The 25767-nt window shown below is 69.5% G+C and carries 23 protein-coding genes and 1 riboswitch; of the genes, 4 read left to right on the plus strand and 19 right to left on the minus strand.

Annotation, left to right across the window (positions count from 1 at the left end):
* Positions 1–47: 47 nt before the first annotated feature.
* Positions 48–878 carry an SDR family oxidoreductase gene (locus RS83_RS03695; protein WP_045278179.1) on the minus strand — a complete coding sequence of 277 codons (831 nt, stop codon included), beginning with the start codon at positions 876–878 and terminating at the stop codon, positions 48–50.
* Between the two features lie 100 nt (positions 879–978).
* Positions 979–1737: an SDR family NAD(P)-dependent oxidoreductase gene (locus tag RS83_RS03700; protein WP_045278180.1), complete on the minus strand. Its 759-nt coding sequence runs from the start codon at positions 1735–1737 to the stop codon at positions 979–981.
* A 120-nt stretch (positions 1738–1857) separates the two neighbouring features.
* Here RS83_RS03700 and RS83_RS03705 point away from each other — a divergent pair, with 120 nt between their 5' ends.
* A complete protein-coding gene (locus tag RS83_RS03705; protein ID WP_045278181.1) occupies positions 1858–2598 on the plus strand; it encodes an aminoglycoside 3'-phosphotransferase in 741 nt (246 codons plus the stop codon).
* Positions 2599–2635: 37 nt separating this feature from the next.
* Here RS83_RS03705 and RS83_RS03710 read toward each other — a convergent pair whose 3' ends face one another.
* The 3 genes from RS83_RS03710 to RS83_RS03720 form a co-directional block, all read right to left on the minus strand.
* Positions 2636–3415, minus strand: a complete 780-nt coding sequence (locus tag RS83_RS03710; protein WP_045278182.1) for an energy-coupling factor transporter transmembrane component T family protein — start codon at positions 3413–3415, stop codon at positions 2636–2638.
* The gene (locus RS83_RS03715; protein ID WP_419760965.1) at positions 3412–4869 is read right to left on the minus strand and encodes an ABC transporter ATP-binding protein; all 1458 of its coding nucleotides are present in this window, start codon (positions 4867–4869) and stop codon (positions 3412–3414) included. The genes RS83_RS03710 and RS83_RS03715 overlap by 4 nt, the downstream gene beginning before the upstream one ends.
* On the minus strand, positions 4866–5522 hold the full coding sequence (locus RS83_RS03720; protein ID WP_045278183.1) for an ECF transporter S component: 657 nt from the start codon (positions 5520–5522) through the stop codon (positions 4866–4868). The genes RS83_RS03715 and RS83_RS03720 overlap by 4 nt, the downstream gene beginning before the upstream one ends.
* Positions 5513–5624, minus strand: a riboswitch (TPP riboswitch). Its footprint overlaps the gene before it by 10 nt.
* Positions 5625–5705: 81 nt before the next feature.
* Between RS83_RS03720 and RS83_RS03725 the strand changes: the two genes are divergently transcribed.
* Positions 5706–7265 carry a D-alanyl-D-alanine carboxypeptidase family protein gene (locus tag RS83_RS03725; protein WP_052678828.1) on the plus strand — a complete coding sequence of 520 codons (1560 nt, stop codon included), beginning with the start codon at positions 5706–5708 and terminating at the stop codon, positions 7263–7265.
* 316 nt (positions 7266–7581) lie between these two features.
* On the opposite strand, the gene RS83_RS03730 is transcribed toward RS83_RS03725, so the two are convergent.
* The 3 genes from RS83_RS03730 to RS83_RS03740 all read right to left on the minus strand — a co-directional run bounded on the left by RS83_RS03730 (position 7582) and on the right by RS83_RS03740 (position 12780).
* Complete coding sequence (locus RS83_RS03730) at positions 7582–9834, minus strand: ABC transporter ATP-binding protein (protein ID WP_052678831.1); 2253 nt, start codon at positions 9832–9834, stop codon at positions 7582–7584.
* Positions 9831–11558, minus strand: a complete 1728-nt coding sequence (locus tag RS83_RS03735; RefSeq protein ID WP_045278184.1) for an ABC transporter ATP-binding protein — start codon at positions 11556–11558, stop codon at positions 9831–9833. Before RS83_RS03735 ends, RS83_RS03730 begins: the two co-directional genes overlap by 4 nt.
* Positions 11559–11718: 160 nt before the next feature.
* The gene (locus RS83_RS03740; protein ID WP_045278185.1) at positions 11719–12780 is read right to left on the minus strand and encodes an enoyl-CoA hydratase/isomerase family protein; all 1062 of its coding nucleotides are present in this window, start codon (positions 12778–12780) and stop codon (positions 11719–11721) included.
* Between the two features lie 109 nt (positions 12781–12889).
* Here RS83_RS03740 and RS83_RS18915 point away from each other — a divergent pair, with 109 nt between their 5' ends.
* Positions 12890–14857 carry an ATP-binding cassette domain-containing protein gene (locus RS83_RS18915; RefSeq protein WP_082071510.1) on the plus strand — a complete coding sequence of 656 codons (1968 nt, stop codon included), beginning with the start codon at positions 12890–12892 and terminating at the stop codon, positions 14855–14857.
* A gap of 67 nt (positions 14858–14924) precedes the next feature.
* On the opposite strand, the gene RS83_RS03755 is transcribed toward RS83_RS18915, so the two are convergent.
* On the minus strand, positions 14925–15377 hold the full coding sequence (locus RS83_RS03755) for a hypothetical protein (protein WP_045278186.1): 453 nt from the start codon (positions 15375–15377) through the stop codon (positions 14925–14927).
* A 158-nt stretch (positions 15378–15535) separates the two neighbouring features.
* On the opposite strand from RS83_RS03755, the gene RS83_RS03760 reads away from it, so the two are divergent.
* Entirely contained in the window at positions 15536–16948 is a 1413-nt protein-coding gene (locus tag RS83_RS03760) for an HNH endonuclease signature motif containing protein (protein WP_045278187.1), read from the plus strand.
* 150 nt (positions 16949–17098) lie between these two features.
* Here the strand turns inward: RS83_RS03760 and RS83_RS03765 are convergent, their stop codons facing one another.
* The 10 genes from RS83_RS03765 to hemE all read right to left on the minus strand — a co-directional run bounded on the left by RS83_RS03765 (position 17099) and on the right by hemE (position 25736).
* A complete protein-coding gene (locus RS83_RS03765; RefSeq protein WP_045278188.1) occupies positions 17099–18421 on the minus strand; it encodes a glutamate-1-semialdehyde 2,1-aminomutase in 1323 nt (440 codons plus the stop codon).
* Positions 18422–18437: 16 nt separating this feature from the next.
* Positions 18438–19415 carry a porphobilinogen synthase gene (gene hemB, locus RS83_RS03770; RefSeq protein ID WP_045278189.1) on the minus strand — a complete coding sequence of 326 codons (978 nt, stop codon included), beginning with the start codon at positions 19413–19415 and terminating at the stop codon, positions 18438–18440.
* Positions 19412–20206, minus strand: coding sequence for a uroporphyrinogen-III synthase (locus RS83_RS03775; RefSeq protein ID WP_045278190.1), 795 nt, complete (start codon positions 20204–20206; stop codon positions 19412–19414). The genes hemB and RS83_RS03775 overlap by 4 nt, the downstream gene beginning before the upstream one ends.
* Entirely contained in the window at positions 20203–21198 is a 996-nt protein-coding gene (gene hemC, locus RS83_RS03780) for a hydroxymethylbilane synthase (RefSeq protein WP_045278191.1), read from the minus strand. The genes RS83_RS03775 and hemC overlap by 4 nt, the downstream gene beginning before the upstream one ends.
* 8 nt (positions 21199–21206) lie before the next feature.
* Positions 21207–21884: a hydrogen peroxide-dependent heme synthase gene (hemQ, locus tag RS83_RS03785; protein ID WP_045278192.1), complete on the minus strand. Its 678-nt coding sequence runs from the start codon at positions 21882–21884 to the stop codon at positions 21207–21209.
* 74 nt (positions 21885–21958) lie between these two features.
* Positions 21959–22231: a hypothetical protein gene (locus tag RS83_RS03790; protein ID WP_045278193.1), complete on the minus strand. Its 273-nt coding sequence runs from the start codon at positions 22229–22231 to the stop codon at positions 21959–21961.
* Positions 22218–22625 carry a phage holin family protein gene (locus RS83_RS03795; protein ID WP_045278194.1) on the minus strand — a complete coding sequence of 136 codons (408 nt, stop codon included), beginning with the start codon at positions 22623–22625 and terminating at the stop codon, positions 22218–22220. Before RS83_RS03795 ends, RS83_RS03790 begins: the two co-directional genes overlap by 14 nt.
* A gap of 1 nt (position 22626) precedes the next feature.
* Positions 22627–23073, minus strand: a complete 447-nt coding sequence (locus RS83_RS03800; protein ID WP_045278195.1) for a hypothetical protein — start codon at positions 23071–23073, stop codon at positions 22627–22629.
* Positions 23074–23197: 124 nt separating this feature from the next.
* Positions 23198–24718 (minus strand): protoporphyrinogen/coproporphyrinogen oxidase, encoded by a 1521-nt coding sequence (locus RS83_RS03805; protein ID WP_045278196.1) that lies wholly within the window; start codon positions 24716–24718, stop codon positions 23198–23200.
* Positions 24711–25736, minus strand: a complete 1026-nt coding sequence (gene hemE / locus RS83_RS03810; RefSeq protein WP_045278197.1) for a uroporphyrinogen decarboxylase — start codon at positions 25734–25736, stop codon at positions 24711–24713. The genes RS83_RS03805 and hemE overlap by 8 nt, the downstream gene beginning before the upstream one ends.
* Positions 25737–25767 lie beyond the last annotated feature (31 nt).

Raw genomic sequence — 25767 nt, forward strand, 5'->3', positions numbered from 1 at the left:
GTATTGACCCCTCAGCTTCAGTGGGCAGGGAGGGAGGGGGAGGACGCTCAGTCGAGGAAGATGTCCGGGAAGAGCCGGTCGTCGGGGGTGCCGGGGATCGCGGCGTAGCCGGAGAAGTCCGTGATGCCGTCGGCCTCCAGCACATCCTCGACGATCAGCGACTGGCCCGTGTACTCGGCCGCCGACTTCACGAGCACGGCGTAGGCGGCATCCGCGTAGATGTCGGCGGTGCGGCTCGCGGCCATCACCTTGTCGCCGCCGAGCAGGTTCTGCACCGCGGCGGTCGCGATCGTCGTGCGCGGCCAGAGCGTGTTCGCGGCGATGCCGTCGCGCGCGAACTCGGCAGCGAGGCCGAGGGTGACCATCGTCATCCCGAACTTGGCGAGGGTGTACCCGGTGTGCGCGCCGAGCCATTTCGGCGAGGGGTTGAGCGGCGGCGAGAGCGAGAGGATGTGCGGGTTCTCGGCATCCTTCAGGATCGGAACCGCCGCGCGCGACAGCATGAACGTGCCGCGCACGTTGACGTCCTGCATCAGGTCGTACTTCTTGGCGTTGAGTTCGAGCGACCGCGAGAGGTCGATCACGCTGGCGTTGTTGATGACGATGTCGATGCCGCCGAACTCGCCCTGCGTGCGCAGCACCGCCGCGGTGATGTCGTCGTCTTCGCGCACGTCGCCGACGATCGGCAGCGCCTGACCGCCGGCCGCCCTGATCTGCTCGGCGGCGGTGTGGATCGTGCCCTCGAGCTTCGGATGCGGGCTGTCGGTCTTCGCGAGCATCGCGATGTTCGCGCCGTCGCGTGCAGCGCGCAGAGCGATCGCGAGGCCGATCCCGCGGCTTCCGCCGGACATCAGGATGGTCTTTCCTGCGAGTGACATGGATTCTCCTTGGATGCTGGTGGTTCCGGTCGCACTTCCTGCCGCCGGCGCTTCGCCGAGGCGGCACAACGTGCGACCGGAGCGACGCGGCGGTCTGGGATTACTTCGGCGCCATGCGGATCGCGCCGTCGAGGCGGATGGTCTCGCCGTTGAGGTAGCCGTTCTCGACGATGTGCTGCACGAGCGCCGCGTACTCGTCGGGACGCCCGAGGCGAGAGGGATGCGGCACCTGCTGGCCGAGCGAGTCCTGCGCCGCCTGCGGCAGACCCATCAGCATCGGGGTCTCCATGATGCCGGGCGCGATCGTGCAGACGCGGATGCCGTGGCGGGCGAGCTCACGCGCCACCGGGATCGTCATGGCGTGCACGCCGCCCTTCGACGCGGAGTACGCGGGCTGGCCGATCTGGCCGTCGAACGCGGCGACGCTGGCGGTGTTCACGATGACGCCGCGGTCACCGTCGATCGGGTCGTTCTTCGCGATGACGGCGGATGCCTGCGAGAGCACGTTGAACGTGCCGACGAGGTTGATGCGGATCACGCGTTCGAAGTCGGCGAGCACTGCGGGGTTGCCATCGCGGTCGAGCACCTTCGCAGGCGGGGCGATGCCGGCGCAGTTCACGACGATCCGCAGTGGAGCGGCGGCCTGTGCTGCGGCGACGGCGGCCTGCACCTCGTCGACGCTGGTGACGTCGGCCGGCACGAACAGGCCGCCGAGTTCATCCGCCAGCTCCGCGCCCTGCGAGGAGGGGAGGTCGATGATCGTGACGTGTCCGCCGGCTGCGACCAGCCTTCGAGCGGTGGCGAGTCCGAGTCCTGAGGCGCCGCCCGTGATGAGCGCGCCCTGACCGCTGATCTGCATGCTGTTCTCCTTCGAACGACGTCGTGACCGGTGCCTACGAGACTAGTCGTGCGACGCAGTCTCAGCCAACGCGGCCCTCCGTCTCACGCTCTCGTCGGTCGGGTGCAGCAGGATGGTGGCATGGTGATCCCCTCGGCATCCGTCCCGAACGCCTCGGTCGAGGTGCCGGATCGTGTGCGCGAACTCGCCCGCGGCGCCGCACTCACGCCGGTCTGGCTGAATGGGATCGGTGGCCTGACGTTCCGCACGGATGACGCCCGCTACATCAAATGGGGGCCGCTCGACCTCGAGGCGTCGATGCGCGACGAGGCCGAGCGCATGCGCTGGGCACGCCACTGGATCGCGGCACCCGAGGTGATCGCGCAGGGCGAGAACGACGCAGAGGAGTGGCTCGTGACCGTCGCACTCGATGCGCACAGTGCGGTCGATCCCCGGTGGAAGGGCGAACCCGAGCTCGCGGTGCGCGCCGTCGGCCAAGCCCTGCGCGCCCTGCACGACGCACTGCCGGTCGACGAGTGCCCCTGGGAGTGGAGCGTCGAGGCGCGCATCGCGAACGCCGCGGAGCGCGGGGTGATCGTGCCGGCCGAGCTGCGAGAGGCTCCGCCGATCGATCGGCTCGTCGTCTGCCACGGCGATGCCTGCATGCCCAACACGCTGCTCGATGATGCAGGGCGACCGGCCGGAGTCGTCGATCTCGCCGCGCTCGGCACCGCTGACCGCTGGGCCGATATCGCGGTCGCGTCGATGAGCACGGTGTGGAACTTCGGCGAGGGATGGGAGGACACCCTGATCGACGCCTACGGCATCGCACCCGACCTCGAGCGCATCGCGTACTACCGCCGGCTCTGGAACGAGACGTGAGCAGGGCCTCCGCCGCCCCGCCCAGCTCGACCGCTGCCTAGCTCCAGACGAAGCGGAACGTCCCGACGAGCACCGCCGCGGCGAGCGCGAGCGCCATGATCGCGATGCCGCCGAACAGCGCGACGGCATCGCGCGGATGCAGGCGCGACGGCCGCGACCAGGTGCGAGGGATGCCGGAGCCGAAGCCCCGCGCCTCCATCGCGAGCGCCAGCTTCGATCCGCGTCGAACGGCGAACACCAGCAGCACGAAGGCCATCGAGAAGAACCGCCGCAGCACGCCCCGATCCCCGACGCCACGCGCTCGGCGGGCGAGACTCATCGTGCGCCAATCGTCGAGGAACAGCCCCAGCATCCTGGTGCCGGCGAGGATGCCGAGCACGAAGCGGCTCGGGAGCTTCGCGACCTGCGCGAGGGCATCCGCCAGCTCGGTCGGGTCGGTGCCGCCGAACAGCAGGATCGTCGGCAGGCCGAGGGCGATCACGCGCAGGCTCACCGCGATCGCGAGCGTGATGGAGTCGTCGCTGATCGTCGCGAAACCGAACGTCCAGTAGATGTGCCCGGCGGGCTCGGCATAGAGCAGCATGCTGACGCCGGCGATCGGCGCGAAGATCGCGATCGGCAGCAGTCGTCTCAGCACAGTCGCGAGACGCAGCCCGGTCAGCGGCAGGCAGAGCAGCTGCAACGCGATCGCGGCCAGCGCACTCGTGACGTCGATCGATGCGAACAGCGGCACCGACAACAGCACCGCGAGCACGAGCTTCGTCACCGGGTTGACGCCGTCGAGCCATGCCGGGCGGGCGGTCTCGGTCGTCGTCACGATGCCGCCCCCAGCTCGATGCGGTGCCCGCCGAGGTGTCTGATCACGGCGTCGTCATGCGTGACGGCGACGATCGAACGGCCACGCGCGATCTCCTCCTGCAGCAGTGCGACGAGCGAGATCCATCCACGCCGGTCCTGTCCGAAGGTCGGCTCGTCGAGCACGATCACCTCCGGGGATCCCGCGAGCACCGTCGCGACCGACAGCCGCCGCTTCTGCCCGCCGGAGAGCGTGAAGGGGTTGGCGAGCGCGAGCGGGGCCAGGTCGAGGCGTTCCAGCAGGTCGTCGACCACGGCATCCGTCCTCCCCTGATCCCAGCCGAGCGCGCGCGGACCGACCGCGAGCTCGTCGCGCAGCGTCTGGGTGAGGAACTGGTGCTCCGGTTCCTGGAACACCATCCCGATGCGGGTGAGCAGCTCTCGCGATGTCCAGCGGATCGGTCGCGTACCCTTGCGGCCGGCGAGCTCCGGCGCTGATCGCACCTCGCCGGCGTGCTCCGGGATGAGCCCGGCGAGCGTCAGCGCGAGCGTCGACTTGCCCGCCCCGTTCGGCCCGGTGATCACCGTGGCGTTCGCGCGCGGCACGCGCACGTCGAGGCCCGACTGCACGACGACCCCCGACTCCCGCGCGATCGACAGGCCGGATGCCGACAGCGCATCGGATGCCGTCACCCGCTGCAGCACGGGAAGGTCGACGCCGCGATCGGGCACCCACACCCCGGCATCCGCGAGCACGTCGCCGTGCTCCGCGAACACCTGCGCCGGTGCACCGTCGGCGAGCAGCCCGCCATCGGCCGCGAGCACGATGACGCGCGTCATGAGGTCGACCCAGATCGGCGTGCGGTGCTCGACGACGATCAGCGTCGCGCCGGTGGATTCGACGGCACGCTCGACGCTCGCCCGAACCTCGCGGACGCCCTCGGGGTCGAGGTTCGCGGTCGGCTCGTCGAGCAGCAGCAGCCCTGGGCGCATCGCCAGCACACCGGCGAGCACCAAGCGCTGCTTCTGCCCGCCGGAGAGCGCCTTGGTCGCGCGCTGCAACGGAACGTCGAGCCCGACGGCATCCAGAGCCTCCGCCACGCGAGCCGGGATCTCGGATGCCGCGACGCCCAGGTTCTCGCAACCGAAGGCCACGTCGTCGCCCACCTTCGACAGCACGATGCCGGCATCCGGGTCCTGCAGGACGAGTCCCGCTCGCCCGTGCCGCGACTCGGGAGCCGCGCCGTCGATGCGGAGCGAACCCGTGCGCTCCCCCTCGTCATCGTCGCCGAGCACCCCGGCGAGGCCTGCGAGCAACGTCGACTTGCCGACACCGGATGCGCCGAGCAGCAGCACCCGCTCACCAGGTTCGATCGTGAACGAGACGTCGGACACGGCAGGACGCTTCCGGCCTACGTACCGCCAGCCCCAGCCCGCAGCCTGCACGCGGGCCGGGGCGGCGAAGGTCACGCTCAGACCTCGCGCACGTGCTCTCGCCCGACGGCGAAGCGGTTGAGGGCGCCGGTGACCGCGAGGGCCCGCACGAGCAGCCAGCCGACCACACCGGCGAGGATCGCGCCGGAGATGACGACGCTGACCAGGTAGATCGTGTTGAACTCGAACGACTTCAGGATGTTGGGCGAGCTGCCGTAGAAGAGCTCGAACACCCAGGCGGCGGCCCCGGCTCCGACGCCGGCGAGGGCGGCGACCGTGATGCCGAAGCGGCGGTAGAAGAACAGCGCGAAGATGATCTCGGCGCCGAGGCCCTGCACGAGACCGGAGAGCACCGTGGAGATGCCCCAGACATTGCCGATCAGCATCGACACGATCGCGGCGACGAGCTCGACGACCAGCGCGGCACCGGGCTTGCGGATCACGAGCCCGCCGACGACCCCGCCGAGCAGCCAGATGCCGACCGCGATGCCGCCGAGACCGGGAGTGAGGGCATCGGCAGCACCGAACCAGGCGTAGCCGATCGTGTTCCAGCCCCAGAAGACGAGACCGATCGCGACGCCGAGAACCGCGGCGACGACGATGTCGACCACGCGCCAGCGCCAGACCGGCGTGCGACGAAGGCCGTTCGCACCGGCGGATGCCTGCTGCGTGGATGTGGACGTGGACGTACTCATCTGAACTCCTCCCTGCGCTGGCATGACCCAGATCAGGTTCGACGGTCGAAGCGCGATTCGCTCCCTCTCAGCCCGGCTCGCCGGACTCCCGTGGTTGTAGTGACGATCCTAGCGACTCCCGACACCGCTGTCTCGGGGGCCGCCTTCACGGCGACAGTCGAGAGGATTCGGTACCGTAGGCAAGTGACCGCTCTTGACCCTGCCGAGGCCACCTCCGCGCACGACGCCGCGGATGCCGTCGACGACGCCGCTCGTCCCGACGCGCCGGCAGAGTCCGAGGTCACCCAGCCGACGGATCCGGACCCGGCGGTCGTCGCACCGGAGCCGACGCCCGAGGTCCAGTGGGCCGACCCGACGGCGATCCTCGTTCCCGAAGCCCAGTGGGTGGATGACACCGAGCGCGTCCCTGCCCTCACCTGGGTCGATCCGGTCCAGGTGGCGGCGCACCCTCCCACCGCCACGCTCGATCGGGCGGACGAGGCTGCGGCCGGCACCGCCCTCATGCGCGGGGCGAGACTGCGCCCTGCGTTCGCCCGGCCCCGTGTGCTGGTGCCGCTCGGCGTGCTCATCGGACTCGTCGGCGCCTACGCGGGCACGACGCTCCTCTGGCCGCTGCACGAGATCCCACCGACCGTCGCGGCCGTCGAGTTCGCCCCGACCCCGGCGGATGCCGCGGCGCTCACCTGGCCGGCCCAGGGCAGCGCGGGCGTCGGCATCGCCGGCATGGGCTCCGCAGCATCCGCCCTGGACGCCGTGAGCATCGCCAGTGTCACCAAGGTCGTCAGCGCGATGATGGTGCTCGACCGGATGCCCCTCGCTCTCGGCGAGCAGGGACCCGAGTTCTCGTTCACACGCCAGGACAACCTCGACTACTGGTCGTACCGGAGGTCGGATCAGTCCGCGCTCGACGTGCCGGTCGGCGGCGTGCTCACCGAGTACCAGATGCTGCAGGGCACGCTGCTCGGCTCTGCGAACAACTACATCGATCGCCTCTCGGATGAGATCTGGGGATCCGATCAGGAGTTCGCGCAGGCCGCGCAGGTCTGGCTGAGCTCGCGCGGTTTCACCGGCGTGACGGTGGTGACGCCCTCCGGGTTCGATGAACGCAACGTCGCGACTCCCGAAGCGCTCGTCGCGATCGGCGAGTATGCGATGCGCAACCCCGTGTTCGCCGAGATCGTCGGCACCCGCTCCGTGAACCTGCCTGGTGCCGGCGAGGTCACGAACACGAACGGGATGCTCGCCGACCCCGGCGTGGTCGGCATCAAGACGGGCACGCTCGTCGGATGGAACCTGCTCACCGCCAAGGACGTCACGGTCGACGACACGACCGTGCACCTCTTCGCAGCGGTCCTGAACCAGCAGGACGATGCGCAGCGCCTCGCGACGACGCGCTCGCTGTTCGCCGAGATGGAGGCCGCGCTGAACGCGCAGGCGCCGACGGTGCCGCAGGGCACGGTCGTCGGCACGGTGGAGACCGAGTGGGGCGAGACCGTCGACGTCGTCACGGATGCGGATGCTCGCGTGGTGCTGTGGGCGGGGGCGTCCGCGACAGCGAGCCCGGCGTTCGACCTCGCCGATGCGCGTGATCAGGACGCCGCGGTCGGCACGCTCACGACGACGGGTCCACTCAATGCGACGACGACCACGATCGCTCTCGCCGACGACATCGTCGGGCCGAGCGCGTGGTGGCGCCTGACGCACCCGCTCGAACTGTTCGGCCTCGACTCCGAGAAGCTCTGAGCGCACCCCCGGCACCGGGAGGTGGCGCAGTTGGCCGCATCCCTCGCGTCAAGGCGACCACCTGCGACACCTGCCCCCGGAGAGGGGTCTCAGTTGGCCGCATCCCTCGCGTCGAGGCGACCACATGCGGCACCTGCCCCCGGAGAGGGGTCTCAGTTGGCCGCATCCCTCATGTCGAGGCGACCACATGCGACACCTGCCCCACCTGCCAGGTCGCCGCACGCCCTGGTCGCCGCACGCCCGGGCGGCGCATCCTCACCACGCGACGATGCCCCGCTCCAGGTCACCGGAGCGGGGCATCGTCGTCTGCGCGGAGCTAGCCTCGCTGCTCGGGCGCCTCGTTCGGCGTCTCGATCACGGCCTTCGCGGCAGCGGCCTCCGACACGGGCGACTGCGCGCCGACGGATGCGCCGACCACGGCATCCGCCGCTGCTTCCTCGGCTTCGCCGCTGACGACCGTCGGCGTCGAACCCGTGAGGGCGTTCTCGGCGTCGATGTCGGTCGCTGCCTGCTCGAACTGCGACTGGTACAGCCGCCAGTACGCACCCTGCGCGGCGATCAGCTCGTCGTGCGTGCCCTTCTCGACGATGTCGCCGTGCTCCATCACGAGGATGAGGTCGGCGTCACGGATCGTCGACAGGCGGTGCGCGATCACGAACGACGTGCGTCCGTGACGGAGCGCCGCCATCGCGTGCTGCAGCAGCAGCTCGGTGCGGGTGTCGACCGCCGACGTGGCCTCATCGAGGATGAGGATCGACGGCTGTGCGACGAATGCGCGAGCGATCGTGATCAGCTGACGCTCGCCGGCTGACACGTTCGCCGCGTCCTCGTCGAGCACGGTGTCGTACCCCTCGGGGAGCGCGTGCACGAAACGGTCGACGTACGTCGCCTTGGCGGCCTCGAGCACCTCGTCGTCGGTCGCGGTGGAGCGACCGTAGCGGATGTTCTCGCGGATGCTCCCTGCGAAGAGCCACGGGTCCTGCAGCACCATGCCGGTGCGCGAACGCAGGTCGTCGCGGGTGATCTCGGCGATGTCCTGTCCGTCGAGCACGATCCGGCCGCCGCTGAGCTCGTAGAAGCGCATGATCAGGTTGACCAGCGTGGTCTTGCCCGCACCGGTCGGCCCGACGATCGCGACCGTCTGCCCTGGCTCGACCCGGAACGACAGGTCCTTGATGAGCGGACGATCAGGCGTATACGAGAACGCGACGTTCTCGAACTCGATGACGCCCTTGCCCTCGACGAGCGCGGGAGCGTCAGCGTCGTCGGCTTCCTGCTCCTCGGCATCCAGCAGCTCGAACACGCGCTCGGCCGATGCCGTACCGGACTGCACGACCGCGGCCATGCCACCGAGCTCCGACAGCGGCTGCGTGAACTGCTGCGAGTACTGGATGAACGCCTGCACGTCACCGAGACGCAGCTGGCCGTTGGCGACCATCAGGCCGCCGAGCACCGCGATGCCCACGTAGCTGAGGTTTCCGACGAACATCATCGCCGGCATGATGATGCCGGAGAAGAACTGTGCCTTGAAGCTGGCCTGGAACAGCTCTTCGTTCTCGACCTGGAACTTCTCCAGCGCATCCTTCTCACGTCCGAACACCTTCACCAGCGCGTGGCCGGAGAAGGCCTCCTCGACGCGGGCGTTCAGTCGGCCGACCTTGCGCCACTGGGTGCCGAAGGCCTTCTGCGAACGCGGTCCGATGACACCGAAGATCACGGCCATGAGCGGCAGGGTGATGAGGGCGACGAGCGCGAGCTGCCACGAGATCGAGAACATCATGATGAGCACACCGATCACGGTGAGCACCGAGGTGAGCGCTCCGGAGAGCGACTGCTGCATGGTCTGCGTGATGTTGTCGATGTCGTTCGTGACCCGCGAGATCAGCTCACCGCGCTGCACCTTGTCGAAGTACGACAGCGGAAGCCGGTTGATCTTCGCCTCGACCCGCTCGCGCAGGCGCCACATGGTGCGGACCATGATGACGTTGATGACGTAGCCCTGGATCCACGTGAGGAACGCGGCCGCGACGTAGATCCCGAGCACGGCGGCGATGACGAGCCGCAGCGCATCGAAGTCGACGCCCTGACCGACGGTGAAGTCGCCGAGTGCCCCGACCTGGTTCGCGAAGTCGTCCTGCCCGGCTCCGCGCAGCGCCGTGATCACGACGTCCTGCGGGGTCCCGGCCGGGAAGCCGGGAGCGTCACCGTTCGGCTGTCCGAGCTGGATCGAGATGAAGCCCTTGTAGACGAGGTTGGTCGCCTCGGCGAGCACCTTGGGCGCCGCCACGGTGAGCACCACGCCGAGCGCGCCGAGCAGCGATACGAAGACGAACCAGATGGCCGAGGGCTTCAGGAGCCCGATCATCCGCGCGAAGCTCGGTCCGAAGTTGTCGGCCTTGCCGGGTGCGACGCTGTCCCAGTCACCGGAGTTCTGGCGAGCCTGTTCGGCGAGCTCTGCTTCGTACTGCTCTTCTGCGGTCAGTTCGGGCGCGACGGTCGGCGCCTTGCCGCGGCCACGCTTCACCGTGGACTCTGTGCCCGTCGAAGGGTTCGTGCCCTGGTCGCTCATGCGTCCACCCCCAGCTGCGATTCGACGATCTCCCGATAGGTGTCGCTCGTCTCGAGCAGCTCCGCGTGGGTGCCGACGCCGACCATGGTGCCGCCGTCGAGTACGACGATGCGATCGGCATCCGTGATCGAGGAGACGCGCTGCGCGACCACGATCTTCGTGACCTGCGGAAGCTCCCGCCACAGTGCCTGTCGCAACCGGGCGTCGGTCGTCAGATCGAGCGCCGAGAACGAGTCATCGAAGACGAGGATGTCCGGCTGGTGCACGATGGCTCGGGCGATGGCGAGACGCTGGCGCTGCCCGCCGGAGACGTTCGTGCCGCCCTGCGCGATGCGCGACTCGAGACCGTCGGGCATCTCCTCGACGAAGTCGCGACCCTGCGCGATCTCGAGTGCGCGCCAGAGCTCTTCGTCCGTCGCCTCCTCGCGGCCGTAGCGGAGGTTCGATGCGACGGTGCCGGTGAAGAGGAACGGACGCTGCGGCACCAGGCCGATGCTGTCCCACAGCGCCTCGACGTCGGCCTCGCGCACATCGGTGCCGCCGACGTGGACGGAGCCTCCTGACACGTCGAACAGACGCGGGATGAGCGACACGAGGGTCGTCTTGCCCGATCCGGTCGATCCGACGATCGCGACGGTCTCACCGGGCTGAGCGCCGAAGCTGATGCCGCGCAGCACGGGGGCGTCGGCACCGGGGTAGGTGAACTCGACGTCGTCCAGCGCGACGGCTCCAGGCACCGGGAACTCGGTGACGCCGTTCTCCGGACGCACCAGGGTGGACTCGGAATCGAGCACCTCGCCGATGCGCTCGGCCGAGACGGCGGCGCGCGGGATCATCATCGCCATGAAGCTGGCCATGATGACGCCACCCATGATCTGACCGATGTACTGCATGAACGCGAACAGCGTGCCGACCTGCACCGTGCCGTTGTTGACCTCGATGCCACCGAACCAGATGACGGAGACGACGGTCACATTGAGGATCAGCATGAAGAGCGGGAACAGCAGCACGAACAGCGAGCCGACCCTGCGGCCGACGACCATGATGTCGGTGTTGGCGCCGCGGAAGCGCTCCTCCTCGATGCGCTCGCGCACGAACGCACGCACGACGCGCACACCCGTGAGCTGCTCGCGCATGATGCGGTTCACGTTGTCGAGCTTGCCCTGGTAGCTGCGGAACAGCGGCACCATGCGCCCGATCACGAGCGCGGCGAGGAGCAGCAGCAGCGGCACCGAGACGGCGATGAGCCAGCTCAGGCCGACGTTGGTCTGCACGGCGAAGATGATGCCGCCGATCGCGAGCAGCGGCGCGGTGACGAGCATCGTCGCACCCATCATCGCCAGCATCTGCACCTGCTGCACGTCGTTGGTGTTGCGGGTGATCAGCGAGCCGGCGCCGAACTGCGAGACCTCGCGCTCGGAGAAGCCGCTGACCTTGCCGAACACGTCGGCGCGGATGTCGCGGCCTGCGCCCATCGCGGCGCGCGCGGCGAAGAAGGTCGCGGTGACCGAGGCGACGATCTGCCCCAGCGACACCGCGAGCATGAACAGACCGGTGCGCCAGATGTACCCGGTGTCACCCTGGGCCACGCCCTTGTCGATGATGTCTGCGTTCAGACGCGGGAGGTAGAGGGTCGCCGCAGCGCTCGCGAGCTGGAACACCAGCACGCCGAGGAGCAGCCACCGATAGCGAGAGAGATAGCGGAAGAGGATTTTTCCCAGCACAGGCGGACTTTCTAGGAAGGGTGCAACGGCGGGTTTCTCGGCAGACGGACGCCGACCGACAACCGGCCACAAGAAAGAGTGCCACGAACTGCGGACATTCGTATCCCCCTGCGGAGGGACCTTCGCTGACAGCGAACCGCCGTCGACCTGCGACCTCGGTTCAGAAGAGGGGAAGCGCTGGGGAGTACGCGCGTGCCGGCGCACCGGCATCCGCGTCGAGTTCAGTGATCGTCGGGGGCTGCCACTGCGGGTTCCGGTCCTTGTCGACCAGCTGCGCGCGGATCCCCTCGACGAGGTCAGGATGCTGCGTCACGAACCACAGCACCCGTCGGTACTCCCCCTCCAGCGCGGCCCGAAGACCCGGGAGCGCACGCGCCTCGCGCACCGCGTCGAGCGTGACGGCGAGACCGGTCGGGCCGAGTCCGTCGAGCAGATCGGCGACCTCCGCGGCATCCGTCGTCCCCTGCGCGTGCAGGCGTTCGACGATCTCGGGCAGGGTGGGCGCCGAGAAGACGTCATCCACCCACTCGCGTGCCGACGGGAGCTCCGAGGGGTCGGGGGTCTCGTCGAACAGCAGCACGATCTCGGTCGGCCCTGTCGGGTCTGCGCGGTACGCCAATGCTTCGCGCAGCGCCTCGAGGCGGTCGGACGGCACCATGTGGTCCGCGAACCCGAGGTAGATCGCATCCGCCGCGTTCATCGACGATCCGGTGAGGGCGAAGTACTCCCCGAACCGACCTGGCGCACGGCCGAGCAGCCATGTTCCGCCGACGTCCGGCGTGAAGCCGATCCGGGTCTCGGGCATCGCGAGCTTCGATCGCTCGGTGACGATGCGGATCGCGGCATGCCCGGCGAGGCCGATGCCGCCGCCCATCGTGATGCCGTCCGCGATCGTGACCACCGGCTTCGGGTACTCGGCGATCATCGCGTTGAGGGCGTACTCGGCGCGGAAGAACTCGGCCGTCTCATCGGCGCGACCGGACACGATCTGGCCGTGCAGGGCGCGGACGTCGCCCCCGGCGCACATGCCGCGCTCGCCCTCGCCGTCGATCAGGACGATCTGCACATCGGTGTCGGTGCGCCATGCGTCCAACGCCTCGGTGAGCTGCTGGATCATCCCCAGATCGAGCGCGTTGATCGCCTCGGGGCGATTGAGCGTGAGCCTTCCGAGGGCTCCTTCCGTGCGGACGAGGACACGAGGGGCGGTCTGGGAATCGGTCACGGGTGCCAGGCTACCCCGATCGCAGGGGCGCGAATCAGCACGAAATACGCGATCCGACCGCTTTTCCGGCAGGATAGAGGGAAGTGCCCAATGCAAGGAGAGGTCGCGGATGCCCGACGGACAGGTGCTCGAATTCACGAATGTGACGAAGCGCTTCAATGAGGTGACCGCTGTTTCGGACCTGTCCGCACGCGTCGAGCCCGGCGCAGTCACTGCTTTCCTCGGCCCGAACGGAGCCGGCAAGACCACCACGCTGCGCATCCTGCTGGGCCAGATCCGCGCCACGAGCGGCACGGCGACGATCGGCGGCACCGCATTCGCGGAGCTCCGTCAGCCGCTGCGCACGATCGGCTCCGTGCTCGAGGAGACGGCGTACCGCCCCCGTCGCACGGCGAGCCGTCAGCTCACGATCGCCGCGAAGGCGAACGGCATCGCGCTGTCCCGCGTCGACGACGTCCTCGCAGAGGTCGGCCTCGAGGGCGAGGGCGATTCGCGCATCGGCGGGTTCTCGCTCGGCATGCGCCAGCGCCTGAGCGTCGCACACGCCCTGCTCGGCGACCCAGGAGCACTCGTGTTCGACGAGCCGGCGAACGGCCTCGACCCTGAGGGCATCCGCTGGATGCGCCTGCTGATGCGCCGCCTGGCCGACGAGGGCCGCACGGTGCTCGTCTCCTCGCACGTGCTCAGCGAGGTCGAGCAGGTCGCCGACAACGTACTGGTGCTCTCGAAGGGCCAGCTGGTGCTGTCGAGCGGCATCGAGACGCTGGCAGATCCGGCCGCAGGTTCGGTCGTGGTGGATGCCGCGGATCGCGCCGCCCTCACGACCGCGCTCTCGACCGCAGGCTTCGACGTCGAGGTGCTGCGCTCCGGTCTCACGGTGCGTGGCGGAGACGCCAGCACGGTCGGCGCCGTCGCGGCGCAGGCCGGCATCGCGCTCAGCACGCTCGTGCAGCGGGGCCCGACCCTCGAAGACGTCTTCATCGATCTCGTGCGCGGCGGCAAGCTCGAGGCACGCGCCTCGGCAGCGGCCTCGCAGCTGACGCCGGCCCGCTCCGGACTGCCGATCGCGGCGGCGCCCGTCGCTGTGGCAGATGCTGCTGCTGACGAGGCCCTGGTCGCGGAGACCTCTGCCGTGTCTGCCGCTGTCTCAGGTGGAGCGCCGGCCGACCCGGTCGCCGCCGCCGGGATCGCTGCGAGTGCGGAGGGCGAGGCCGATGCAGCGCCCGCCGATGACGCAGCGCCGATCGAGGCCGAAGCTGAGGCCGATATCCCGACCGGCGACGAGGATGCCGCAGCCGAGGAGGCCACCCCGGCGGACGAGGCGAGCTCGGACCCGACTGCCGACACAGACGAGTCCGACGCAGACGAGTCCGACGCAGATGAGCCCGTCACAGACGAGCCCGTCGCAGATGATTCCGACGCAGAGGCGAGCTCAGACGAGGCAGTGGAAGCGCCTGCGTCGCCGTCGTTCGACGAAATCCTGTTCGGCACTGCGGCGCCGGTTGCTGCCGGTTCGACGCAGGGCGAGGGCGACGAGCCGGTGCACGACGTCGGTCAGATCTTCGCTGACCAGCACGACCACGACGGAAACGACGCCGAGCGGCATGACGGCGAGCAGAACAACGGCGAGCAGCACGACGGCGAGCGCGAGGATGCTGGCGACGCGGATGCCGACACTGAGCACACCGAGGGTGATGGCGCGGAAGCATCCGGCATCGAGATCTTCGACGACCTCGGCGGTGCCGCGAGCGAGACCGACGATGACGCCTCGGACGAGGATCCGCGTTCTGCCGCGGTGAGCACGATGCTCGCGGCTGCTGCGCGTGCGTACTACGAGGACGAGCCCCGCGACTACCCGCTCGGCGAGCAGACCGCTGACGAGTCGACCACCTGGAGCGTCGCCTCGACGGGTGTCATCGACACGGTGCCGCAGGCGGCATCCGAGGACACCGCGAACGAGGGAGCATCCGAGGAGCAGGGCCCCGAAGCGAACGGGTCCGAGGACTCCTCCGGGGAACACCACGAGGGCGAGCACCACGAGCACCACGAGGGTGACGAGCATCACCACAACGGCTGAATCGAGTCGCCCCACCTGACGAAGAAGCCCTCCGCGAGATCGCGGAGGGCTTCTTCGTTCGGACTGCTCAGGAGGCCGGACGGGGCCGGATCACCGGGCGCCGGCTGCCCTTGGTCACTGGCGTCGGCGATGTGGCGACGATCTCCTCGACGTCGGCCGGCTCGTCCGACACGTCGAGGCGCAGCGCCTGCGTGAGGGAGATGCCGTGGCGGGTCGTCAGGATGAGTCTGCGGTACTGCGGGTCGCCGTCGAGGTCGATCACGACGCTCGGGCGGCGGCGGCGGATGAGCACGAAGTCGAGGCTGCCCGCTGCCTTCCAGCTGCCGGCCGCGAGGACGCCGGGGATGTGCGTCCCAGGGTTCGGCACGCCACGCAGCCAGGTCCAGGCGTCATCGGTCAGCTGCACCTTGGTGATCGTGTCGCGGGCGATGCGCACGTTGTCGCGGTGGAAGGTGGCGGCTCGCTCGATCGGCGAGAGCACGACCTCGAGTTGCGTCTGATCCAAGAGCAACGTCACCATGACACCAGTCTGCCAGCGTGGCCCTCCCAGTTGTCTGGAAGTTGCTCACAGGAAGGCAACGATCCATTGTCGGATTCCTCCTTCGTCGAGCGATTCACGTCCACGAGTTATCCACAGCCCTTCTGCCGAGTGTCGTACGTATGTTCTAGTCTAGGGGTATGGAATCCACCGCCCGGCACGACCTCGAGCAGCGTCAGACGATGCTCGATGCCTGGGTAGCGAAGCGGCGCGAGATCGCCAGGCTCGAGTCCGAGGCGATGCAGCTCCTCGCCGATCGGATGCGCCTCGGCGACGCCGATGCCAGTGAGAATCCGCACCATCGCGACACGATCCATCGCTCGATGATCGCGGAGTACTCTGCTGCCGGTCGCCTTGCGAAGGGCAGCATCGAGTACGCGTTCGCCGATGCCGCGCTGCTCGACGCGGAGCACGCCGCCGTCCGGGACTCGTTCCAGCGGGGAGCGATCACGGCGGCGCACGTGCGGGAGATCCTCCGTGCAGGATCCATCGTCCGCGAGGCGGTCAGCGATGGGCGTGTGGATGCCGGAACCCTGGCCATATACGACGAGGCCGCCGTGGTCGTGGCCGAACAGGACACCCCGATGCGCACGCGCTCGGTGGTCCGGCAGCTCGCCGCGGCACTCGCGGGGGCGACGCTGGTCGAGCGCCATCGGAGCGCCGCCGCAGAGCGCACGGTCACGATGCGCTCCGTCGACGACGGCCTCGCTCTGATCTCGATCGTGCTGCCCGAGCATCTCGCGGCCGCGGTGATGGATCGACTGACCCGGCTCGCACGCCAGGTCGTCGCCGCTCGCGATGACGTCGAGCCACCTCCCGACCTCGATCTCCTCGATGCCGGCGAGGATGCGGTGTACCCCGAAGACCTCGACTGCTCCGATCCGTTGCTCGACGCGTCCGCGATCTTCGGCGAGGAGACGTTCACCACCGACCCGCTCCCACAGCCCTTCGTCGAAGTGATCCTCGCTGACACCCGCACCATGGACCAGCTGCGAGCCGACCTGCTGACCGATCTGCTGCTCACATCCGACCCCACCACCGCGGGTGGAACCGCGGTCGAGCACGTGCAAGCGCGCATTCAGGTCACGATCGCTGCGACCACCCTCGCCGGCGCGGACGACCGTCCGGCCGAGCTCGACGGGCTCGGTCCACTCGACCCCGACATCGCTCGGGAGCTCGCGGCAGGCGCCGGCGGGTGGTCGCGGTTGTTCCTCGATCCGACGGGCATGATCACCGAGACCGACGCCTACACGCCGACCGAGGCGATGCGACGGTTCCTGCGGGCGAGAGATCAGCACTGCCGATTCCCCGGATGTCGGATGCCGGTGCACCGATGCCAGATCGACCACAATCACGACCACGCCCTGGGCGGGCGAACGAGCCTCGACAACCTGAGCCACTTCTGCACCGGGCACCACGTGCTCAAGCATCCGGGCATCGACGATCGACACCGATGGAGGGCGCAGCAACGGGCCGGCGGCGACATCGAGTGGATCAGTCCGCTCGGTCGCAGATACACCGACCACGCACCTCGACGCGTCATGTTCGTCTGACCGGACCCGCTGGCTGGATTTGTCTGACCGGACCCGGCTGACCGGACCCCGCTGACCGGACTTGGCTGTCCGGACTTGGCTTGCCCGGACTTGGCTTGCCCGTGCCCGTGCCCGAGCCCGCGGCCCGAGCCCAAACCAGTCGGATGCTCGTCAGGCCCGCGCTGCGGCTGCGGCCGCGGCCGCCACGGGGAGTGCTGCCTCGATCTGCTGCAGTTCGTCCTCGCCGTGGGCGGCGGTCAGGAACCAGGCCTCGAACACGCTCGGCGGGAGCGCGATGCCCTGCTCGCGCAGGGAGTGGAAGAACGGCGCGTAACGGAACGACTCCTGTGCCTGCGCTTCGGCGTAGTCGCGAGGGGCCGATGCGCGGAACGACGCGTTGAACAGATTCCCGGCTCTCGCGACGGCGTGCGTCACACCGGCGCCGGTGAGCGCGGCATCGAGGGCGGTGGCGACGCGGTCAGCGGCAGCATCGACCGTGGCGTAGACCTCGGGCGTGGCCAGGCGCAGCGTCGCGAGTCCTGCGGCGACCGAGAGCGGGTTCCCGGAGAGCGTGCCTGCCTGATAGACCGGCCCCAGCGGGGCGAGCAGATCCATGACCTCGGCACGTCCGCCGAGGGCTGCCAACGGCATCCCACCGCCGACGACCTTGCCGAATGTGATGATGTCGGGAAGATACTCCTCGCCGGACGCGGCCTGCAGCCCCCAGAAACCGGCGGAGTGCACGCGGAACCCGGTGAGCACCTCGTCGAGGATCATCAGGGCGCCGTGCGCATGCGCCGTGTCGGCGATCAGACGGTTGAAACCCGGCGCAGGGGCCACGACGCCCATGTTCGCGGCTGCGGCTTCGACGATGACGGCCGCGATGCGCGGTCCGTGCTCGGCGAACACTGCTGCCAGCGCCTCAGGGTCGTTGTAGCCGATCACCAGCGTCTGAGCGGCGATCGGCGCTGGCACACCCGCAGAACCGGGCAGTGCGAGGGTCGCGACGCCCGAGCCGGCCTCGGCCAGCAGTCCATCGGAGTGACCGTGGTAGTGGCCGGCGAACTTCACGAGCAGATCGCGACCGGTCGCACCTCGCGCCAGACGGATCGCGGTCATGGTCGCCTCGGTGCCGGTGGACACCAGGCGCACCCGCTCGACCGGACGCACCTCGCCGAAGCGCACACGATCAGCGATCACGGAGGCGAGTTCGACCTCACCCTCGGTCGGTGCGCCGAAGGAGAGCCCGCGGGTCGCGGCCTCCTGCACAGCGGCGACGATCTCGGGGTGGGCGTGTCCGAGCAGCGCCGGCCCCCACGAGGCGACGAGGTCGACGTAGGTGGCGCCTGCAGCATCCGTCACCCTCGCGCCCTTCGCGGAGGCGAGGAAGCGCGGGGTGCCGCCGACCGACCCGTACGCCCGCACCGGCGAGTTCACCCCACCGGGGATCACCGCTCTGGCGGCGGAGAACAGATCGTCGTTGCGGTCGCTCATGGTGGTGAAATGCTCCTCAGGCGTCGAGCCAGTGGGCGGCTTCCGTCGCCCAGTACGTCAGAACCGCGTCAGCGCCGGCGCGGCGAATCGAAAGCAGCGATTCGAGGACGGCCGCACGGCGGTCGATCCATCCGTTCGCGGCTGCGGCCTCGATCATCGCGTACTCGCCCGAGACCTGGTATGCCCACACCGGAATATGCACGGTGTCGCGGACCTCGCGCAGCACGTCGAGGAACGCCATCGCCGGCTTCACCATGACGATGTCGGCGCCCTCCGCCTCATCGACGACAGCCTCGCGCACGCCCTCGCGGCGGTTGCCGGGGTCGAGCTGGTACGTGCGACGGTCGCCGACCAGCTGCGAATCGACGGCTTCGCGGAACGGGCCGTAGAACGCACTCGCGTACTTGGCGGCGTAGGCGAGGATCAGCGTCTGCGTGAATCCCTCGGCGTCGAGCGCGTCACGGATCACCGCGACCTGGCCGTCCATCATGCCGGAGAGGCCGAGCAGCTGCGAGCCGGCGCGTGCCTGGGCGATCGCCATCGAGGCGTAGCGCTCGAGCGTCGCATCGTTGTCGACGGAGCCGTCTGCAGCGAGCACGCCGCAGTGGCCGTGATCCGTGAACTCGTCGAGGCAGAGATCGGTCTGCACGACCAGGGCGTCGCCGACCTCGGCAGCCAGCACCTCGGTCGCGACGTTCAGGATGCCCAGAGGGTCGTCAGCACCGGAGCCGCGCGCATCGCGCACCGCAGGCACGCCGAACAGCATGACGCCGCCGACACCGGCCTCCGCTGCGTCGACCGCTGCGGCGCGCAGGGAATCGATCGAGTGCTGGGCGACGCCCGGCATCGAACCGATCGCGACCGGCTCGTCGATCCCCTCCCGCACGAACAGCGGGAGCACGAGCTGGCTCGGCCGCAGCGTGGTCTCCCGTACGAGATCGCGCACGGCACGGGACTGACGCAGCCGCCTCAGGCGGACTTCGGGGAAGCTCACGGCGCGAACTCGTCAGCCGCGTGCGGAAGTGTGAAGTGCGAGACCGCGTCGATCAGGGCGTCGACCGTCTGGCGATCGGCCACCACCGACACGGGGAGCCCGGCCCGCTCGGCGTCGCGCGCGGTGCGGGGTCCGATCGCGGCGAGCAGCGTCTCCTCCGGGATCTCCGGGAACTGCTCGCGCACCTGCTCGGCGACGGAACCGCTCGTGATCAGGATCGCGTTGATGCGGCCGTTCTCGACATCCCGCTTGATGCGCTCGGTCACCGGCACACCGACCGTGCGGTACGCGACCACACTGTGCACGTCGTGCCCTGCGTCCGACAGCATGCTGCTCAACACGGGCTTCGCGATCTCGCTGCGGAGCGCGAGGATGCGACGCGGCTCGGTCTCGAGCGCGAGCAGCTGCGTGGCCATGCCCTCAGCGGAGTTGTCCTGCTCCGGCACCAGCGCGACCTCGTAGCCGACGGCCTGCAGCGCCGCAGCAGTGGTCTCACCGACGGCCGCGATCCGCGTCGTGCGCGGGACGACGGCGCGATGCGCGAACATCACGTCGACCGTGGTGGCACTCGTCACGGTCAGCCAGTCGAAGGCACCGGCAGCCAGTTGCTCCAGCGCGACGTCGAGCGTCGGCTGGTCGGTCGTGGGCGCGAAGTTGATCAGCGGCGCGACGACGGGGACTGCGCCCTGCGCTCGCAGGGATGCGGCGACACCGTCGCCCCACGGCCCTCCGCGCGGCACGAGGATTCGCCAGCCGTCCAGTGGTCGTTCGTGTTTCGTTTCGGATGTCATGAGGATTGCTCTCGGGAGACGAGGTCGGCCGCCCCTTGATCGAGCAGCCGACGGGCAACAGTCAACCCGAGTTCGCGCGCTGCGCTGATCGGGCCTGCACCATCGGCAGCATCCGCTCCATTGCCACTGCCGTTCCGACGAATATACTCCCCGTTCAGGCCTTCGGTGACGTCGAGGCCGATGCGTCGCCCTCCATCGGTCGCGTAGACGACGGTTCTGACGCGGACGGAGTCGCCGTCGACGACCGCGTGCGCGGCCATCGGAGCCTGGCATCCCGCATCGAGTCCTTCGAGGATCGCGCGCTCGACCGTGACGGCCAGACGGGTCGCCTCGTCGTCGAGGACGGCGAGGGCCGCACGGAGCTCGGCCGGAGCATCCGTCGTCGTCTCCACCCCCAGCGCACCCTGTCCTGGGGCGGTCGGCCACTCGGCAAGGCCAAGGGCCTCTCGACGCAGCGGAGCGGCGGAGTCGAGACGGCGCAGACCGGCGGCGGCGAGGATCACGGCGTCCAGCTCGCCGGACACGACCCTGGCCTGCCGGGAGTCCACGTTGCCGCGGATGTCGACGACCTCCGCGTGCGGTGCACGCCTGCGGACCTGCGCGATGCGACGCGGCGAACCGGTGCCGATCGTGCTGCCGGCGGGCAACTCGTGCAGCGGGATGCCGCCTCGCGTCAACACGATGTCGCGGGCGTCCTCACGCGGCGGCGTCGCAGCGATCACGAGACCCTCGGGGATCGCGGTCGGCAGGTCCTTGAGCGAGTGCACGAGGAAGTCGCACTCCCCCGCGAACAGGGCGTCACGCAGCCGAGTGGCGAAGATGCCCTGACCGCCGATCTCAGACAGCGAGGCACGGTTCGTGTCGCCCTCCGAGGTGATGGCGACCAGCTCGACCGGACAGCCGATGACCTTCTCCAGCGCAGCGGCGACGTGACCCGACTGCGCCTGCGCGAGCGCGCTGCGTCGGGTTCCCAGACGGATCGGAGTGCTCATCGGGCGGCCTACTGCAGCACGTCCGCGATCTCGTCGAACCGGAGCCTGCGTCCCGTGTAGAACGGCAGCTCCTCCTTCACGTAGAGACGCGCATCGGTGTAGCGGAGGTCACGCATCAGGTCGACGAGCTCGGTCACGTCATCGGCCTCGAGCGGGAGGATCCACTCGTAGTCGCCGAGTGCGAACGCGGCGACCGTGTTCGCGATGACGCCCTTGAACGCGGCACCCTTGCGGCCGTGGTCGGCGAGCATCTTGCGACGCTCCTCCTCGGGGGCGAGGTACCACTCCGGCGTGCGGACGAACGGGTACAGGCAGAGCCAGTCCTTCGGCTCGACGCCGCGCAGGAAGCCGGGGACGTGCGAGCGGTTGAACTCGGCGTCGCGGTGCACGCCCATCACGTTCCACACCGGGAGGAGCGACCGGAGCAGCTCGGTGCGACGCAGTCGACGCAGTGCCTTCTGCAGCTCCTCGGCTGTGGAGCCGTGCAGCCACACCAGCAGGTCGGCGTCGGCCTTGAGACCGGAGACATCGTAGAAGCCTCGGACGGTCACGCCGGAATCCTCGACGTACGAGACGATCGTCTCGAGCTCCGTCGAGTCGGTCTCAGTGACGGGCACATCGGGATTGCGTCGCCAGACGGCCCAGAGGGTGAAGCCGGACGGGTTCTCTTCGCGCACTTCGGACATGCCCCCAGTCTGCCCCCTTTACGAGGCGGTCGCGAACGTGATGACCGACGGCCCTGGAAGCAGCTCCAGAGACGTCAGCGCGAGATGATACGAGCGATTCCCCAGACCACTCCGCCCACGGCGGCGGCCAGGACGACGACGCCCGCGACGGCGGCGACCGGATTGCGATCCGCGAACACCCGCCCCTTCGCGATGGCGCGCTTGGATGCCTTCTCGACGCGTCGAGGGACGTTGCCCTTGATCTCGATCGCAGCGAGCGCGGCCTTCAGCTCGGCCCGAGCGGACTGCACGGGATCGACGATCCCGACGGGCACGACGGTACGGGGCAGGTTGTCAGAGACGGTCATCGCCGGCGTCCTTCACGAGTCGGATGTCTTCGGCCACGGCCTGTGCCGGGTTCTGTCGCCGCAGGACCTTGCGGAACTTCAGGATGCCGAGGAGCGCGAACAGCAGTACGGCCAGCAGCAGGATGCCGAAGACGACGATCGCCGACAGCCAGACCGGCCACCAGGACGAGAGTCCGGCGATCGCGAACACGAGGATCACCGGCACAGCCCAGAACAGGAAGAACAGGGCGACGAGGAACCAGACAGACCCGACGCCTGCATCCTTCGCCGTGCGCGAGATCCACGCCTTGGCATTGTCGATCTCAGCCTTGACGAGGTTCGTGACGAGCTCGGGGAGGTCCCCGAGCAGCGTCAGCAGACTGTCGTCGGCGCGGTCACGGAATCCGCGGGGCATCTCAGGCGCCGGTCTTCTTCGCTGCGGGCTTGCGCGCCGCCGGCTTCGTGTTCGAGCTCGTGCTCGCCGAGCTGTTCGCAGCCGAGGTCTTCGGCGTGGACTTCGACACAGCGGCCTTGGCGTCGTCGATCACGGACTCCGCGGCATCCGCCACGTCCTCCGCTGCCTGCTTGCCCTTGGCGATCGCGGTGTCGAGCTTCTCACCGGGAGTGCCGGACCCACCGATCGAGGAGACGACCTTCACAGCGCCGTTCCAGATCGCACCGGGAACCGCGGCTGCCTTGTCGCCGACGAAGGCCTTCACGACCTCGACGCGCTCCTGCACCGGGTCGAGGTGCCAGACCTTGAGCCACTGCGTCTTGATCTGCTGGTACCGCTCGCGCCCGGCACGCGTGCCGAGGACGTACCCCACGCCGAGTCCGACGACGAGTCCGATCTTCCCCTTCATGGGGTCTCCTCACGTTGTTCCGGTCGAGCCGCAGGCGTTCGATCCCCGTCGGCCAGGTACCCAGCGTAACCCCGTATGCCGATTTCGGCATCTACCGGGGAGGGGGTTGACAGCAGGAGTTCACTCACGCAAAGAGCAGGGCGTGCCGCAACCGGTCGGACTCGCCCTTCGCATCCGGCAGCACCTGCGCCAATCCCGTGCCGGCGAGCCACGCACCGACGGCGGCGAGCCCTGGTACGTCCTGCACCGCTGCACGAGCGGCATCCCGGCGCTCTCCTGCTCCGATGATCGAGGCCGGCTGCGCCTGCACGTACCGGGCGCGATGCGCCGCGATCAGCGCGGACGGAGCGAGCGGCACTCCCAGCAGAGCGGATGCTTCGCTCAGGGCGAGCTGCGCTGCGGCATCGTCATCGAGCTCGGCCGTGGCCGCCGGTTCGCCCTGCGCACCGAAGGAGACCCGCACGACGTGCCGCCCGCCGGCGGCTTCGCGCACCCAGTCCCACTTGGCGGTCGAGTGCGTGAGCGCCTTCGCGATGTGGCTGCCGGGCACCGTCAGCACGCCGGTGCCGCGCGGGGCGGCGTCGAGGACCGGCGCATCGAGCAGCAGCGTCACGACCTCGATCTCCGGCGCGACGACGGCGGCGCCGGCCATGCTCGCGGCGAGCGCCGGCACGGCGTCGGCGAGCAGCACACGGGCGGTGCCCTCGTCGGTCGCGACGATCACGGCATCCGCGTCGAACTCCTCGACGAGATCCGCAGGCTCGGACTCGTCATCGGCATCGTCCGCGGTGGCCTCCGGCCGCGATCGCGAGGTCACGCGCCAGCCGTCGCCGTCGCGCGCGACCTGCTCGACACGTGTCGCCGTCCGCACCTCGGCGTCGAAGCGCGCCAGGTCTTCGAGCAGCGCGTCGAGCACCGCACCCATCCCGCCGATGAGGCCTTCGACCGCGGCACCAGGAGTCTTGCGCGCCGCACCGTCCTGTCGCAGCGCCATCACGGCACCGGAGAGCGAGCCCACACGGGTCAACGCCGCGTTCAGACCGGGAGCCGCGACATCGACGTCGACGTCATCCGGGGACGCCGAGTAGACGCCCGTCGTCACAGGGGCCACCAGGCGGTCGCGCACCTTCGCGCCCATGCGCGAGGCGACCAGCCGACCGAGCGAGAGCTGGTGTCCGATCGTGAGCGGCGGACGCACGCGGTCGAGGTAGGCACGCCACGCGCCAGACCACCCGATCACGCGACGGACGTCCTCCTGGAAGGGGTTCGAGGGGATGCCGAGCAGACCGCCGACCGGCAGCGGTGCAGCGCCGATCCCCGGAATGCCGGCGAGCCAGGCTCCACCGGCGGCCGGCGCGACGATGCGGTCACCGAGACCGAGCTCCTGCAACAGGGCCCGCACGTGGCCGCCTCTGGTCGCGTAGCTCTCGGCACCGGCATCCAGCCCGACGCCGTCGAGCTCGGTGCGCCGGATCGCTCCGCCGACGGCATCCGCGGCCTCCAACAGCGTCACGCGCATGCCGACCTTCGCGCACTCACGGGCGGCGATGAGTCCGCCCACACCGCCACCGATCACGACGATGTGCGTGCCGGCGGCACGGGACGCCAGGTCATCGGCGCTCGGCGTCGCGGGGGTCTCAGCCACGTTCGTGCACCAGCTCGACGATGCGCGTGAGCTGATCGGGGTCGGTCTCGGGCGGCACGCCGTGGCCGAGGTTGACGATGTGCGCCCTCGCCGCACGACCACGGGCCAGCACGTCGAGCACATGCGCCTCGAGCACCGGCCAGGGAGCTGAGAGGAACGCAGGGTCGATGTTGCCCTGCACCGTGACGTCGGGACCGAGGATCGCGGCGGCCTCATCCAGCGGCATCCGCCAGTCGACACCGACGCCGTCGGCCACGCCGCCGAGCCGCATGTCATGGAGGAACGGCCCGGTGCCGACGCCGAAGTGGATGCTGGGGATGCCGAGGCCCTCGAGCGCTGTGGTCGAGTGCGGTGCCACGAACTCGCGGAAGTCGGCGGTGCTGAGGGAACCCGCCCACGAGTCGAACAGCTGCACGACCGAGGCCCCCGCGTCGCGCTGCGCGATCAGGAAGCGTCGCGAGATCTGGGCGAGCCATCCGGCCAGTCGGTTCCACGAGTCCGGGTCGGCGTGCATCATGCCGCGTGCCCGCATGTGCTCCTTCGACGGCCCGCCCTCGACCAGGTAGGCAGCGAGCGTGAACGGTGCCCCGGCGAAGCCGATCAGCGGTGTGTCTCCGAGTTCGGCTGTCACGAGACGCACGGCCTCGGCGATCGCGGTCGAGTCCAACGAGTCCGGGTCGATCGCGGTGATGCGGTCGACGTCGGATGCCGTGCGCACCGGGTTCGCGAAGACCGGACCACGGCCGGGCTCGATCTCGACCTCGACGCCGGCGAGGCGGAGGGGGATCACGATGTCGCTGAAGAACACGGCCGCGTCGACACCGTGGCGACGCACCGGCTGCAGCGTGATCTCGGCGGCGAGCTCGGGGGTGAGACAGGCATCGAGCATCCTGGTGCCGACCCGCAGCTCGCGGTATTCGGGGAGTGACCGACCCGCCTGACGCATGAACCAGACCGGGGTCCGTTCGGGGCGGTCGCCCGTGAGAGCGCGCAGCAGAGGAGCATCGGAGAGTGCCATGCATCCATCCTCCCATCCGGCGCGTGTGCTC

Source organism: Microbacterium oxydans (assembly GCF_000956525.1).
Classification (GTDB): Bacteria; Actinomycetota; Actinomycetes; order Actinomycetales; family Microbacteriaceae; genus Microbacterium; species Microbacterium oxydans_A.

Bases quoted from the DNA above. Each gene is read 5' to 3' on its own strand.
- RS83_RS03695 (WP_045278179.1), bottom strand. From the start codon at position 878: ATGTCACTCGCAGGAAAGACCATCCTGATGTCCGGCGGAAGCCGCGGG.
- RS83_RS03700 (WP_045278180.1), bottom strand. From the start codon at position 1,737: ATGCAGATCAGCGGTCAGGGCGCGCTCATCACGGGCGGCGCCTCAGGA.
- RS83_RS03705 (WP_045278181.1), top strand. From the start codon at position 1,858: ATGGTGATCCCCTCGGCATCCGTCCCGAACGCCTCGGTCGAGGTGCCG.
- RS83_RS03720 (WP_045278183.1), bottom strand. From the start codon at position 5,522: ATGAGTACGTCCACGTCCACATCCACGCAGCAGGCATCCGCCGGTGCG.
- RS83_RS03730 (WP_052678831.1), bottom strand. From the start codon at position 9,834: ATGAGCGACCAGGGCACGAACCCTTCGACGGGCACAGAGTCCACGGTG.
- RS83_RS18915 (WP_082071510.1), top strand. From the start codon at position 12,890: ATGCCCGACGGACAGGTGCTCGAATTCACGAATGTGACGAAGCGCTTC.
- RS83_RS03755 (WP_045278186.1), bottom strand. From the start codon at position 15,377: ATGGTGACGTTGCTCTTGGATCAGACGCAACTCGAGGTCGTGCTCTCG.
- RS83_RS03760 (WP_045278187.1), top strand. From the start codon at position 15,536: ATGGAATCCACCGCCCGGCACGACCTCGAGCAGCGTCAGACGATGCTC.
- RS83_RS03765 (WP_045278188.1), bottom strand. From the start codon at position 18,421: ATGAGCGACCGCAACGACGATCTGTTCTCCGCCGCCAGAGCGGTGATC.
- RS83_RS03775 (WP_045278190.1), bottom strand. From the start codon at position 20,206: ATGACATCCGAAACGAAACACGAACGACCACTGGACGGCTGGCGAATC.
- hemC (WP_045278191.1), bottom strand. From the start codon at position 21,198: ATGAGCACTCCGATCCGTCTGGGAACCCGACGCAGCGCGCTCGCGCAG.
- hemQ (WP_045278192.1), bottom strand. From the start codon at position 21,884: ATGTCCGAAGTGCGCGAAGAGAACCCGTCCGGCTTCACCCTCTGGGCC.
- RS83_RS03790 (WP_045278193.1), bottom strand. From the start codon at position 22,231: ATGACCGTCTCTGACAACCTGCCCCGTACCGTCGTGCCCGTCGGGATC.
- RS83_RS03795 (WP_045278194.1), bottom strand. From the start codon at position 22,625: ATGCCCCGCGGATTCCGTGACCGCGCCGACGACAGTCTGCTGACGCTG.
- RS83_RS03800 (WP_045278195.1), bottom strand. From the start codon at position 23,073: ATGAAGGGGAAGATCGGACTCGTCGTCGGACTCGGCGTGGGGTACGTC.
- hemE (WP_045278197.1), bottom strand. From the start codon at position 25,736: ATGGCACTCTCCGATGCTCCTCTGCTGCGCGCTCTCACGGGCGACCGC.